Origin of the sequence: Burkholderia sp. LK4 (assembly GCF_001043615.1) — a bacterium.
Lineage (GTDB): Bacteria > Pseudomonadota > Gammaproteobacteria > Burkholderiales > Burkholderiaceae > Burkholderia > Burkholderia cepacia.
This window is the reverse complement of sequence record NZ_LDUL01000059.1, coordinates 23,294-35,533: the sequence shown is the minus strand read 5'-3', so window position 1 is coordinate 35,533 and position 12,240 is coordinate 23,294. Positions and strand designations below refer to the sequence as shown.

Sequence of the window (12,240 nt, the reverse complement as noted above, 5' to 3'; positions counted from 1 at the left end):
GAGTCTCCATGTCCACACCCGCCCGATATGACAGCGTTGCGCGTTTTCTTCACTGGCTGATCGTCGCGCTGATCGCCGCGCAATATGCGATCGGCTGGACGATGCCCGACGTGCATCGCGATACGCAGCCCGTCGGCCTGATCGCCGCGCACCTGATCGTGGGCACCGCACTGCTCGCCGCGATGGCCTGCCGCGTGCTGTGGCGCGCGACGCATCGCCCGCCGGCGAACGACCTGTCTCCTGCAATGCGTGCGCTGTCGGGCGTCACGCATTTCGCGCTCTACGCGCTGCTGATCGCCGTGCCGCTGCTCGGCTGGATCAACGCATCGTCGCGCGCGTGGGGCGTGACGCTGCTCGGGATCTTGCCGCTGCCCGCGCTGTCGGCGGCCGGTTCCGGATTCGGCCACGCGATGGGCGACGTGCACGGCATCCTCGCCTGGGTGCTGTTCGCCGGCATTTGCCTGCACGTGGCAGCGGCGCTGGCGCACCGCTTCGTGCTGCGCGACCAGGTCCTGCAGCGCATGATGCCCTGGTGATCGCGCGATCGGCAGCGCGGCATGGCTGGGCGCGCATGAACCGGCCTGCCGCCAGGGCCGCACGCGTCGTCGCCTCGGCTCATCGCGCGACCGGCCGGCCTGACCATCGCGCGCCGCCGGCCAGATGATCGCGACGCCGAGCGAAGCGGCGCGCGATCACGGGCACGGCGGCCGGCGCCCTTCCACCGCGTCGGGCGGCACGAACAGCTGCCGGACGGCCGTGCCGCGAACACGACGGCCTGAAGTCGCACAAGACCATATCGACACCTAGTTGCTGTTCTGCGCCGGCATACCGGCCGCCGGTGCGTGCGCGGCGGCAGCCGCCATCCGGGCCCGGTCCTGTTCTGCAAGCCTCGCTTGCGCCGCCTGGATGTCCGCCGGATACTCGCCGTCGTCCCCTTTCGCCGGGTCGTACCCGGCTGCTTCCAGGCGCATCAATTCGTCGCGAACCTGCGCGCGCGTCAGCGGCGCGGCCGATTGCGCGAAGGCCGACTGACCGACGATCGCCGCGATCATCGTCAGTACTGCGATATATGCTTTCATCATGAACTCCTTTCATGTTCCATATCGATCAACCTGGGTGAATGCCTGCCCTGCGAACGCAGGCGGCTGCGTCAGCTGCCGAAATAGATCGTGCAGAAACTCGCCGGGCCGACGCATGCGGCAGAATGCTGGCGCGTCGCCATCGTCGCCGGCTTGCCCGAATCGGACGACGCGACCGGCTCGCTGCCGACTGCCGTGCCGGCCTGGCGCTGCGGCATCCGTTCGACCTGCTGCCGGAACAGCGGGCTCACGTCCGGATACGACGTATCGGTCACGAAGCGCAGCCCCTGGTTCTCGGCGTCGATCAGTTGCTGCCTGACCTGCGCGCGCGTCAGTGCCTGCGCCGATGCGGGCGCCGCGACACCCGCGAAAGAAATCGCCGCCACGGCGGCGGCCACCAGCCAATGCTTGTTCATGTTCCACTCCTCGAGAAGTCAACGAGACGACGTGCTACACCCGTATGACGACGGAGCGTGTGCATTTATTCCCGCATGTCGCGGCCCGGATCACGCGGCTTCCGCGGCTCCGGGGGCGCGTGGAACGAACCTTCATGAATCTGTCATTCTTTCGTCAGCCGGCGTAACCTGACGTAACGCAGCGCCCGCCCCGCTTCGGGCAGACTGACGTCACCCTTTTCGGATCGCGCCTCGATCGACCATGTCCGTCGCTTACGACTATGCAGCCGGCCTGCTGCGCACGCTGTACGATCGCCATATCGACGGCGGCGCGGTGCTCGATACGGCCGCGTTTCCCGATGCCGGGCGTTTCGTCCGTGCGTGGCCCGCCATCCAGGCAGAGGCATTCGCCGTCGCGCGCGACATGGCGCGCATCCCGCGCTTCCACGAGATCATGCGCGAGCAGTACGACATCTCGGCCAACGATGCACGCGACTGGCGGATGTTCATCATGCAGGCGTACGGCCAGCCGTTCCCGCGCAACCTGTCGCGCTGCCCGACCGTCGCGTCGATCGTCGCGACGTCGCCGGACGTGCTGTCCGCATCGCTGTCGTTCCTCGCGCCCGGCAAGCACATTCCACCGCATCGCGGGCCGTTTCGCGGCATCCTGCGCGGCTATCTCGTGCTGTCGATGCCGAAGCGCGCGGACGGCGCGCCGGCCGCCGTGCTGAAGGTGGACGGCCACGAATACCGGCTCGACGAAGGCCGCTTCCTGCTGTGGGACGATACGTTCATGCACGAGGTGTGGAACGACAGCGACGCGGTGCGGATCGTGCTGCTGCTCGATATCCGCCGACGCGGGATGCCGCGCCTGCTCACGTGGCTGTCGAATGCGGTGATCGGCATCGTGCGGCTCGGGATCAGGATACGCGGGCGATCGATTCCGGTTTAGCGCGGGCGGCGGGCACTCTCCGGGCGCTTCGTTTCGACTGCCCTCTCTGATGTCGAAAGGGCGTCCGGCCCGCCCCGGATGCAGGCGAAATCATCAGGACACCTTTCCGAAATCATCCGGCAACGCATGGATGCCGCGCTTCGCGACGCACGGAACAGGCGGCGCGATCTGCCGAACGTTCACCAGTTCCCGGCACACGTATCCGGCACACCATTGCTTGCCTTGCGAGCGGGCTTCATCGGGCGTCCAGTCGTCCACCCCCATGACATCAACCATCGCGAGCGCGATACCGTCGGGATCCTCCTGCCCGTCCTGTCGCAGGAAGATCGTGTTCTGCACCAGCACGAGATCGCGCAACGGCATGGCCGGCGGCGCCCACGAGCGGATCTCCACGCGCTTGCGGCCCGCGACGATATCGTCGACGGCCGGTTTGACGATCGACAGCGCGGATCGCGGTATGGCGGGAATGTCCTTCATCGGCAAGTGGAGAGCGTGCGACCGTCGCGCGGCATGGCGGCCGAATCCGGCCTGCGATGGCAGCCCGGGCGGGATTGTTGCCGATCCGCGTGATCGCGTCGACCGCGACGGATCGACACGCCGGCGCAAGGCGACTACGAGACGTCGTCTTTGCGCCCCCGACGGATCGCCTAAACTAAAGACCGTCCCTTCCGCGCGGCTCCTGCCGGCCACCGCCATGGCGCACCTCTTCTTCGCCGCCTCGATCCAGCGGCACATCGAAACGCCCGAGCGCGAAATCGACGCCCGCACGGTCGGCGAAGCATTCGACACCGTTTTCGGCGAGCAGCCGCGACTGCGCGGCTACATCCTCGACGACCAGGGCGCGCTGCGCAAACACCTGTCGGTATTCATCGACGGCCAGCCGATACGCGACCGTCAGCGCCTGTCCGACGTGCTCGGCGACGCGAGCCGGGTCTATGTCGTACAGGCGCTGACGGGCGGATAAAGGGACGGATATATCGGGCCGGACCCGGTGCGAGAACGCCCGGACGGCCCCTCAGGAGACATCGCATATGAACGATCGACTGCTCGTCGGCACCCGCAAGGGCCTGTTCATCCTGCAGCCCGACTGCCACGGCGGCTGGACGCCCGGCGAACCGCATTTCATCGGCGAGCCCGTCAGCATGGTGCTCGCCGACCCGCGCGACGGCACGCTGTATGCGGCGCTCAACCTCGGCCATTTCGGCGTGAAACTGCATCGCCAGCGAGCCGGCGCCACCGGCTGGGAAGAATGCGCGGTCCCCGTCTACCCGCCGCAACCGGCCGACGCGGCGCCCGCCGGCGCCCGTGCGCATGCCGGCACCGGCGATGCGGACGACGAGCCGCCCGGCACGCCGCAGCCGCCGTGGACGCTTCAGCAAATCTGGTCGCTCGAAGCCGGCGGCGCCGACGAGCCGGGCGTGCTGTGGGCCGGCACGATCCCCGGCGGGCTGTTTCGCTCCGACGACCACGGCGATTCGTGGGTGCTCAACCGCGCGCTGTGGGATCGCCCCGAACGCGCTGAATGGGGCGGCGGCGGGTACGACGCGCCGGGCATCCATTCGGTGATGGTCGATCCGCGCGACAGCCGGCACGTGACGGTCGGCATCTCGTGCGGCGGCGTCTGGCAAACCGCCGACGGCGGCACGACCTGGCGTGTGACCGCGGAAGGCATGGAAGCCGACTACATGCCGCCCGAGCGACGCGGCGAACCCAACGCGCAGGACCCGCACCGCGTCGTGCAGTGCGCGGCCGATCCGGACGTGCTGTGGACGCAGCATCACTGCGCGATCTTCCGCTCGACCGACGGCGCCGAGCACTGGCGGCGGATCGAGGCGCAGCCTTCGAGCTTCGGCTTCGCGGTTGTCGTGCATCCGCACGAACCGGACACCGCGTGGTTCGTGCCGGCCGTGAAGGATGCGTGCCGGATTCCGGTGAACGGCCGGTTCGTCGTCACGCGCACACGCGACGGCGGGCGCAGCTTCGAGAGTTTGTCGAACGGGTTGCCGTCCGCGCCCGCGTACGACCTCGTGTATCGGCACGGGCTCGCGGTGGACGATTCCGGCACCCGCCTCGCGATGGCATCGACGACCGGCGGGTTGTGGACGTCCGGCGACGGCGGTGACAACTGGCAGATGGTGTCCGCGCATTTGCCACCGGTCTATTGCGTCAGTTTCGGGTGACGGCGCGGCGGTGGACAACCGGAACCCGATACGTTCGGGTTCCCGCTCACTCGGCGCTTCTCACCTCGATGTGCTCGTCCGCTCGTCGGTCGCCCGGCGTCATTCGCGCCACCGCCTCCCGCGTCTGCGCGATTTCCGCTTCGAGCCAGTCGAGAAACCGCCTGACTTGCGGCTCACGTTCCCGCGTCGGCCGGCACAGCGTGCATCGCGCTCGACATGCCAGTCAATCCGTACAGAAGCGGACAAGTCAACGCCCATCGACGGATGATCAATCCGCCCCGCAAGCACGCGATGGCGGTCATGCTCCCTTCTCCGTCTAGCGCATCGCCTGATGAAAATGCGCGGCTACTAGCGCACGTGTTGCGGGACCGTGCCTCGGAAAATTTTGCGAAAGATTTCGAATTTGTCTCATAGACACGAGGCGCCGCACTAGCGATTCTACCGATCTGAAAAATCCTCGGCGTGCCAACGGCACGCTATCGGCATTCACAGTACGGCGCCACCTCATATGTCGTAGTTCATGGCACGGGGCGTAACAGGACACGCCTCGGAGCATGTTTGTCGCCCGGAGAATCGTCACGATGTCACAAGCATGCCAATTGAGCTTTACCTTCTCGATTCCAGACACAATGGATTTCGAAGTCGTCGCGTTCCGACTGGAAGAGCAGTTATCCGAAACTTTCCGGCTGGAGCTGGATCTGGCAAGCGCCAATCCGTCGGTGGACTTCGGCAAGGTCCTCGATCACAGCGGCTTGCTTACCATCTGGCAAGGTGATCAACCGGTGCGCTACGTTCACGGCGCCGTTTCGTCGTTCGTTCAGGGAGAGACGGGATTTCGCCGCACCCGCTATTCAGCGGTGGTCGAGCCGCGTATTGCGCGCCTGAAGCTGTCTTCCGACTGGCGCATCTTCCAGATGCTCAACGTGCCGGAGATTGCGCAGGCCGTGCTCAAGGCGCACCGCCAGACGCTGGACTACGAGCAGCGTGTCACCAACGAGCATCTGTCGCGCGAGTACTGCGTGCAGGCTGGCGACACCGACTACGACTTCATCGAGCGCATCCTGCGCGAGGAAGGCTTCTTCTACGCCTTCCAGCACCGCGTCGACGGCCACCGGCTGATCCACTGTGATCGCCTGTTTATCTTTGGCCGCCAGCAGGGCGAGCCGGTGCTGTACAACCCGACGCCCGGCGGCGACCAGCCGCAGCCGTGCCTGCGCACGTTCGCCTATACCGAGAACGTGCGCACTGCGCGCCAGGTGCAGCGTGACTACACGTTCAAGAGTCCACGCTACCCGCACGAGTATCCGCGCGAGGGCACCGACCTCGATCACCAGGGCCGCGGCTACGCGCGCTACGACTACCCGGGCCGCTACAAGCACGAAGCCAGCGGCAAGGCCTTCACGCAGGACCGCCTGCGTGGCCACCGTCGCGATGCGCGTATCGCGCAGGTTAGCGGCGACGATGCGCGCTTGCAGCCGGGTATCGCCTTCGACCTGGCCGGCCACCCACGCGAAGACATGAACCGCGGCTGGCGTCCGGTGAGCATCGTGCATCACGGTAAGCAGACCACCAGTCAGGCGGAAGAGAGTGCCGATGCGCAACAGGGCACGCATTACCGTTATGAAGCCATGCTGGTGCCCGACGACGCGGAATGGCGTGCCGAGCCGCTGCCGCGCCCGCGCATCGACGGCCTGCAGCCCGCGACAGTAGTGGGCCCGGAAGGGGAAGAGATCTATACCGACGAGTACGGCCGGGTGAAAGTGCAGTTTCCGTGGGATCGCGAGGGCAAAAACAACGAGCACAGCTCCTGCTGGATTCAGGTTGCGCAGAATTGGGCAGGCGCGCTGTGGGGGCATATGGCGATCCCGCGCATCGGGCAGGAGGTGATCGTCGGCTACCTCGACGGGGATGCTGACCAGCCGCTCGTCCTGTCACGGGCCTACAACCGCCTGCAACTGCCGCCGTACGAATTACCCAGGCACAAGACGCGGATGACGATCAAAAGCCAAACGCACAAAGGCGATGGCTTCAACGAACTGCGCTTCGAGGATGAAGCCGGTCAAGAGGAAGTCTACGTCCACGCGCAGCGCGATCAGAACATTCACGTCAACCACGACGAAACCACGTTCGTCGGGCATGACCGCAGCGAGCAGGTCGAACACGACGAAACCGTAGCTATCGGGAACGACCAGCGACTTGCGATAGGTCGGGACCGCCGTGAACGAGTGGGACAGGACGAAGAACTCACCATCGTACGGCATCGTGTGATTCATACCGGCATGAATCACACGGAGACCGTAGGCAACAATCGCCACGACTCCATTGTGGTCAACCACCGCGTCGATGTCGGTGGCCATGCGGAGCACCTCGTTCACGGCAGCCACCGCCTGGAAGCCGGGCAACGCATCGAACGGAGAACCCTTCACTACCAGTTGCAGGCGGCAGAGCGTGTGGTTCTGCAAGGCCCGGGAGGCAGCATCGTCATCGACAGTTCGGGTATCACGCTCGACGCCGTTGCCATTCGCTTCAAGGGGCCGATACAGCAGCAGACCGGCGGCAAAGGCAACCTGCTCGACCTGTTGTCACGGACTGTCAACAACCCCGAAACCAAGTTCAGCGAGCAGTTTCTCGTCAAGCACGCGCGTACTGGAGAGGTGTTGGCCGATGTCCTGTATTGCGTGGAAACGGCAGAAGGTCAGCGCTTCGTCGGGCGTACCGATTCGCAAGGGCTTACGGCGCGCATCTATACCGGCCGGCCTGACGCCGCGGCGTTGCGATGGGGAAGAGAAGCGGCGATGCACTTGCGCAAACTGAACATCAGCTACTGAGGTCCGTCATGGAACAACAAAAACAAAGTCGGACCGGCCCGAATAACCCGACGACCGAAGTGGAGGCGATTGCCGATCTTGATTATGTAACAGTAGTTGGTTGCTCTAACCCGGCTTTCTATGTGCGCGCCAGGAAGGGCAACAGGATGATGTTCATCAATCAAGGGATACGGCAGTTGCGCCAATACCCGGAGGGGACGCCGGACTATGCGATTCAGCGTGTTTTTCTGATTTTCGCGAAGGATTATCCTCGCAAGCTTCTGGACGAGCTTAAGAAAATTGTAGAGGTTGGCTATTGCGCCAGCTATCAAGAACTGACTGATGTCGCCGATCTCGTCACATTCATTGCAGCACGTCGAAGCAAGAAACGGCTGATCAAGCAACTGGATATCTTCTCGCATGGCCTCGTGCACAGCATCGAATTCGGATACGACGTCGGCGAGTCATGGCAAATCCGCTACGGCCTGAATCAGGCGCGCATGCTGGCGCCGTTGGCGTTCGATGATGATGCAACCATATTCTCGTACGCGTGCCGTACGGGGCTTGGACACGACATCGGTTCAAAACTCGATCCCGGGGAGGACCCTAGGTATGAAGAGAGCCTCGCACAGGTCATGGCTGATGCGGGTGATGTCGAAGTACAGGCTTTCCCTCGAAGGTCCAACTATGACGAAACTTATGGGACCCGGGAGGAACTCATCGCGGCAAAGAAGACGCAGCCGAAGATTGACGAATATAGGCGCGAGGTCGAGGCCTACCACCATCAGATGGCCGCCTACCGGAAACGGACATTGGCACTGGGAAAGGGACCGATGAATGAAATTCCGGGGGAGCCGCCACCCAAGGCACCTGTTAAACCCTACACCGATCGGGAATTTCAGTTGGCAAAGCATATGGGGGCGCGCCGAATATATGAAGAAGATTCGGACATTGACTTGCCCCTAGACCCGTTGGGTGCCGTAAATCCGGTCAGGTCGGGTAGCACGCCAGAAGGGTTACCCATGGGACTTCGTACTTTCAGACCAAAATCCCGTACATGAACAAAAGAACGGCAGTGTTGATTTCTGCGGTATTGCTGGCTGCTTTTTCCTTAAACTGGACTGCAAGCACAGGAAGTGCAATGAACGAAAATATCATGATGCGAGTATCCGAGGATGATCCGCTATTTGACGCCACGCAGTGGTTTTCCAATGGAATGTATCAACGCATCCCTCTCAAGGAAGAAGACAAGGCCTACTATCCGGCGGGGGCACATTATAACGACATCTTAATGCGACGGATATCCCCACCTCCATTCACCGATGAGCAAGTGGAGAGCCTCCAAATCAATATCGTCATGGCCCTAAAAGGAGAAATTTTCCCCGCTGACTTTCCTCCGAAAGTCCCTCAATCGGTCGAGGACATCGGTTTGGGTTCCGGCTTCGATCCCAGGCCACAAATCGTATATATCAGCAGTAGATTCAACGACTATATGGGCGACGAGTCTAAAGTTCCGATCGATAACTACATCTTCTACACCTTGCTAGAGGGTAAGCGCTTTTTCGTTTACATCCAGCGAAATGGTGAGACGGGAGAGATTTTTCGTACATCTCGCGTACGCAGCAGCCATATCCCCAACGATGACGAAGAGCGTCGGTTCCAGTTGTTGCAATCCAAAGCCGATCTCCAGTCCAGGCTGGACGAGCCCGGCTGGAAACAGCGCTCCGGCGAACTCTGTCCTTGGCCCGGTACGTGGGAATGCCTGGAGTTTCCGGTAGGCAAGCAGACGTTTGCTCATAACATGCCGTTCCCAAAGGTCAACGCGCAGGCTGTAACGTGGCGCTTTGTTCCACCAGCACGTCGGCCCTGACGCCGCCCGGGAACTCGACTCGACAATGCATTTGCTTGTGCGACGTCAATATGAAAGTGACGCAGACATTAGTTTCTCCCTTGGACCCGTTGAGTGCAGCAAATCCAGTCAGGTCGGGTAGCACGTCGGATGAGCTGCCCATGGGACTTCTTACTTTCAGGCCAAAAGTACGTTCATGAACAAAAGAACCTCAGTGTTAATTGCGGCGATCGTACTGGCTACCGTTGTTATGAGCTGGGCGGCGGACAGAGGGAATTTCATGAATGACAAAATCATGATGCGCATATTAGAGGATGATCCACCGTTTGACGCCACGCAGTGGTTCTCTAATGGAATGTATCAGCAAATTCCTCTGAGAGATGAAGACAAGGTCTACTATCCGGTGGGGACGAAAAATAACGACACCTTGATGCGACGGACATCTCCACCTCCATTTTCCGACGAGCAAGTTGAAATCCTGCAAATGAGGATAGTCCGCGCCCTCAAAGGTGAAATATTTCCGGCAGACTTTCCTCCTAAGGTTCCGTCCTCGGTCGACGAACTCGGCTTGGATTCCGGTTTCGATCCCAGACCACAGATCGTCTATCTCACCAGTGGATTCATGGACTTTGGGGACGACAAGCCCAAGGTACCCGTCGACTACTACACCTTCTACACCCTGCTGGAAGGAAAACGCTTCTACGTCTTTATTCATCGTAACGGAGCGACAGGTGAAATCCTTCGCACTTCTCGCTCACGCAGCAGCCATATCCCCGAAGATGAGGAAGAACGTCGGTTCCAGCCGTTGCAATCCAAGGCCGATCTCCAGTCCAGGCTGGACGAGCCCGGCTGGAAACAGCGTTCCGGCGAACTCTGCCCGTGGCCCGGTACATGGGAATGCCTGGAGTTGCCGGTAGGCAAGCAGACGTTTGCTCATAACATGCCGCTCACAAAAATCAACACGCAGGATGTAACGCTGCGCTTCGCTCCACCCACGCATTGAGCCCAGCTTTCACAGTCCAGCCATCCCCGCCACCGCCGCCCGCGTCTGCGCGATTTCCGCTTCGAGCCAGTCGAGAAACCGCCTGACTTGCGGCTCACGCTCACGCCCGGGCCGGCACAGCGCGACGAAACGCGCGCCCTCGATTCGCACCGAAGGCTCGATCGGCATCAGCGCATCGCGCTCGACGTGCTCGGCGGCCAGCACCGAACTCAACAACGCGATGCCCTGCCCGTGCAGCACGGCCTGCAACGCGTAATGCTCGTCGTCGTAATGGCGAAACACCGCGCGTTCGAGCCACGCTTCGCGGCCGGCCGCACGACACCACGACGCCCAGTCGACCGACACCGGCAACGGCGTATCCCACACGGTCTCGATCAGGTCGAGCGGCTCGTCCGTTCGGTGCGCGTCGAACCCGGCGGCCGCATAGGCGCCGAAATACTCGTCGATCAGCGCAATCTCGTGCAGCGCCGGAAACGTGCGCGACGTTGCGCGAATCGCAAGATCGATCCGCGCATCGCGTTCGAGATCGACGAGTGCGTTACCGGTTTCGACCTTGATGTGCAGTTGCGGATCGATGCGACGAAACCGCCCGAGACGCGGGATCAGCCACATCGCGGCGAATGCGGGCGTGGTGGTCAGCACGAGCGTACGCTCGCCGGTCACTTCCGGCCGCACCGCATCCAGCCCGCGACTGAGCGCGAGCAACGCATCGTGACTCGCGCGAAACAGTCGCTCGCCCTCCTCCGTGAGCCGCACGCCGCTCGCGCCGCGCTCGAACAGCAGCACGCCGAGCCGGCTTTCGAGCGACTTGATCTGGTGCGACACGGCGGCGGGCGTCACGGACAGTTCGTCCGCGGCAGCCTTGAACGCGCCGAGCCGCGCCGACGCTTCGAATACACGCAATGCGGTCAGGGGAAGTTTCGAGAACACGGGGCCTCGCGGGCCGGATCGGGCCGGGTTGAATTCGATTGAATCGGGGTGAGATTAGGTGAATTGAAGCAGGCGTGCAACGCGAATAGCCTTGCGGGACGTCACGGCAGGGTGCCGCGGCGAATAGCGTCGAACCGGAGAAACAACGTGCAAGGCCTATCGCGCAAGATCACGCAGGCGGTGCTCTACGAAGCGATCGCGATTTCCTGCATCTCGCCCGTGATCGCGGCGCTCTTCAAGCAGGGCCTCGTCTATTCGGGCGCACTGTCGGCGACGATGTCGGCGATCGCGATGCTGTGGAACATGATCTTCAACGCGCTGTTCGAGCGCTGGGAAGCATCGCGCCGGCAGCCGGCACGCACGCTCGGGCGGCGGATCCTGCACGCCACCGGATTCGAAGGCGGGCTCATCTTCATCCTGGTGCCCGTCGTGTCGTGGTGGCTCGACATCTCGTGGTTCGACGCGTTCGTCGTCGACATCGGGCTGTTTGCGTTCTTCTTCTGTTACGCGTTCGTCTTCCAGTGGGCGTTCGATCGCGTGTTCGACGTGCCCGCGGCGACGAAGGGGGAATGAAACGAGCGCCCGGCAATCAAGCAGTCGAAATCGGCATCAATCGGTGCGTTTATTCCCATTTAAAAACGCACCCTGTTTCATTTTTTCGACATTCAAACAATACCACCACCAGCATTCACAAAATCAAAACGACCCTAGGGTTTACGTTACATTGTCCCTCCGCAAATTCGAATGCTAATGTTGTCTGACCATTAACAGAAATCGATCATTCATACCCACCCCATATAATCGGCGCAATTCCATGCGCTCACTCAATCGCTAAATCCGCCCTCGAATTTTCGGGGGCGATTTGCGATGTTCGCAGTTCAATTCCTAAACAAGGAAATCATCATGAACGAAAATCAGGAAAAGCAGGATCTCCCGCTGATCGAATGGATGCAGGAAGATCAGCATGAAGACTGGGTCGAGATGATGAAGGACAGCGCAGTCATTCCATTCGCAACGGCTCTGTGGGCATAAGCAGGCAGCCCGA

Annotated in this window: 14 protein-coding genes; 10 read left to right on the top strand and 4 right to left on the bottom strand. The window is 62.1% G+C overall.

Annotated features, from left to right (window positions below):
• Window positions 1–8 precede the first annotated feature (8 nt).
• The gene (locus VK92_RS27445; protein WP_048025485.1) at window positions 9–536 is read left to right on the top strand and encodes a cytochrome b; all 528 of its coding nucleotides are present in this window, start codon (window positions 9–11) and stop codon (window positions 534–536) included.
• 267 nt (window positions 537–803) lie between these two features.
• On the opposite strand, the gene VK92_RS27440 is transcribed toward VK92_RS27445, so the two are convergent.
• Together VK92_RS27440 and VK92_RS27435 are read right to left on the bottom strand one after the other, a co-directional pair.
• Window positions 804–1,079 carry a DUF4148 domain-containing protein gene (locus VK92_RS27440; RefSeq protein ID WP_048025501.1) on the bottom strand — a complete coding sequence of 92 codons (276 nt, stop codon included), beginning with the start codon at window positions 1,077–1,079 and terminating at the stop codon, window positions 804–806.
• A gap of 71 nt (window positions 1,080–1,150) precedes the next feature.
• Entirely contained in the window at window positions 1,151–1,495 is a 345-nt protein-coding gene (locus VK92_RS27435; RefSeq protein ID WP_048025484.1) for a DUF4148 domain-containing protein, read from the bottom strand.
• Between the two features lie 241 nt (window positions 1,496–1,736).
• Between VK92_RS27435 and VK92_RS27430 the strand changes: the two genes are divergently transcribed.
• Complete coding sequence (locus tag VK92_RS27430; RefSeq protein WP_048025483.1) at window positions 1,737–2,426, top strand: aspartyl/asparaginyl beta-hydroxylase domain-containing protein; 690 nt, start codon at window positions 1,737–1,739, stop codon at window positions 2,424–2,426.
• Window positions 2,427–2,519: 93 nt separating this feature from the next.
• On the opposite strand, the gene VK92_RS27425 is transcribed toward VK92_RS27430, so the two are convergent.
• Entirely contained in the window at window positions 2,520–2,903 is a 384-nt protein-coding gene (locus VK92_RS27425; RefSeq protein WP_048025500.1) for an ASCH domain-containing protein, read from the bottom strand.
• A 217-nt stretch (window positions 2,904–3,120) separates the two neighbouring features.
• On the opposite strand from VK92_RS27425, the gene VK92_RS27420 reads away from it, so the two are divergent.
• The 6 genes from VK92_RS27420 to VK92_RS27395 all read left to right on the top strand — a co-directional run bounded on the left by VK92_RS27420 (window position 3,121) and on the right by VK92_RS27395 (window position 10,265).
• Entirely contained in the window at window positions 3,121–3,390 is a 270-nt protein-coding gene (locus tag VK92_RS27420) for a MoaD/ThiS family protein (protein WP_021156351.1), read from the top strand.
• A gap of 67 nt (window positions 3,391–3,457) precedes the next feature.
• Window positions 3,458–4,606, top strand: coding sequence for a WD40/YVTN/BNR-like repeat-containing protein (locus tag VK92_RS27415; RefSeq protein WP_048025482.1), 1,149 nt, complete (start codon window positions 3,458–3,460; stop codon window positions 4,604–4,606).
• A gap of 554 nt (window positions 4,607–5,160) precedes the next feature.
• The gene (locus VK92_RS27410) at window positions 5,161–7,434 is read left to right on the top strand and encodes a type VI secretion system Vgr family protein (protein ID WP_331457542.1); all 2,274 of its coding nucleotides are present in this window, start codon (window positions 5,161–5,163) and stop codon (window positions 7,432–7,434) included.
• Window positions 7,435–7,442: 8 nt separating this feature from the next.
• Window positions 7,443–8,474 carry a hypothetical protein gene (locus VK92_RS27405; protein WP_131723358.1) on the top strand — a complete coding sequence of 344 codons (1,032 nt, stop codon included), beginning with the start codon at window positions 7,443–7,445 and terminating at the stop codon, window positions 8,472–8,474.
• The gene (locus VK92_RS27400; RefSeq protein WP_131723357.1) at window positions 8,471–9,283 is read left to right on the top strand and encodes a hypothetical protein; all 813 of its coding nucleotides are present in this window, start codon (window positions 8,471–8,473) and stop codon (window positions 9,281–9,283) included. The genes VK92_RS27405 and VK92_RS27400 overlap by 4 nt, the downstream gene beginning before the upstream one ends.
• 175 nt (window positions 9,284–9,458) lie before the next feature.
• A complete protein-coding gene (locus VK92_RS27395) occupies window positions 9,459–10,265 on the top strand; it encodes a hypothetical protein (RefSeq protein WP_048029101.1) in 807 nt (268 codons plus the stop codon).
• Window positions 10,266–10,274: 9 nt separating this feature from the next.
• On the opposite strand, the gene VK92_RS27390 is transcribed toward VK92_RS27395, so the two are convergent.
• The gene (locus VK92_RS27390; RefSeq protein ID WP_048025478.1) at window positions 10,275–11,195 is read right to left on the bottom strand and encodes a LysR substrate-binding domain-containing protein; all 921 of its coding nucleotides are present in this window, start codon (window positions 11,193–11,195) and stop codon (window positions 10,275–10,277) included.
• A 147-nt stretch (window positions 11,196–11,342) separates the two neighbouring features.
• Between VK92_RS27390 and VK92_RS27385 the strand changes: the two genes are divergently transcribed.
• Together VK92_RS27385 and VK92_RS43325 are read left to right on the top strand one after the other, a co-directional pair.
• Window positions 11,343–11,768, top strand: coding sequence for a PACE efflux transporter (locus tag VK92_RS27385; RefSeq protein WP_048025477.1), 426 nt, complete (start codon window positions 11,343–11,345; stop codon window positions 11,766–11,768).
• Between the two features lie 330 nt (window positions 11,769–12,098).
• On the top strand, window positions 12,099–12,227 hold the full coding sequence (locus tag VK92_RS43325; protein ID WP_021163990.1) for a hypothetical protein: 129 nt from the start codon (window positions 12,099–12,101) through the stop codon (window positions 12,225–12,227).
• Window positions 12,228–12,240: the final 13 nt, after the last annotated feature.

What these genes read in the sequence shown, in the direction of transcription:
- VK92_RS27445 (WP_048025485.1), top strand. Translation starts at nt 9, where the DNA reads ATGTCCACACCCGCCCGATATGACAGCGTTGCGCGTTTTCTTCACTGG.
- VK92_RS27440 (WP_048025501.1), bottom strand. Translation starts at nt 1,079, where the DNA reads ATGAAAGCATATATCGCAGTACTGACGATGATCGCGGCGATCGTCGGT.
- VK92_RS27435 (WP_048025484.1), bottom strand. Translation starts at nt 1,495, where the DNA reads ATGAACAAGCATTGGCTGGTGGCCGCCGCCGTGGCGGCGATTTCTTTC.
- VK92_RS27430 (WP_048025483.1), top strand. Translation starts at nt 1,737, where the DNA reads ATGTCCGTCGCTTACGACTATGCAGCCGGCCTGCTGCGCACGCTGTAC.
- VK92_RS27425 (WP_048025500.1), bottom strand. Translation starts at nt 2,903, where the DNA reads ATGAAGGACATTCCCGCCATACCGCGATCCGCGCTGTCGATCGTCAAA.
- VK92_RS27420 (WP_021156351.1), top strand. Translation starts at nt 3,121, where the DNA reads ATGGCGCACCTCTTCTTCGCCGCCTCGATCCAGCGGCACATCGAAACG.
- VK92_RS27415 (WP_048025482.1), top strand. Translation starts at nt 3,458, where the DNA reads ATGAACGATCGACTGCTCGTCGGCACCCGCAAGGGCCTGTTCATCCTG.
- VK92_RS27410 (WP_331457542.1), top strand. Translation starts at nt 5,161, where the DNA reads ATGTTTGTCGCCCGGAGAATCGTCACGATGTCACAAGCATGCCAATTG.
- VK92_RS27405 (WP_131723358.1), top strand. Translation starts at nt 7,443, where the DNA reads ATGGAACAACAAAAACAAAGTCGGACCGGCCCGAATAACCCGACGACC.
- VK92_RS27400 (WP_131723357.1), top strand. Translation starts at nt 8,471, where the DNA reads ATGAACAAAAGAACGGCAGTGTTGATTTCTGCGGTATTGCTGGCTGCT.
- VK92_RS27395 (WP_048029101.1), top strand. Translation starts at nt 9,459, where the DNA reads ATGAACAAAAGAACCTCAGTGTTAATTGCGGCGATCGTACTGGCTACC.
- VK92_RS43325 (WP_021163990.1), top strand. Translation starts at nt 12,099, where the DNA reads ATGAACGAAAATCAGGAAAAGCAGGATCTCCCGCTGATCGAATGGATG.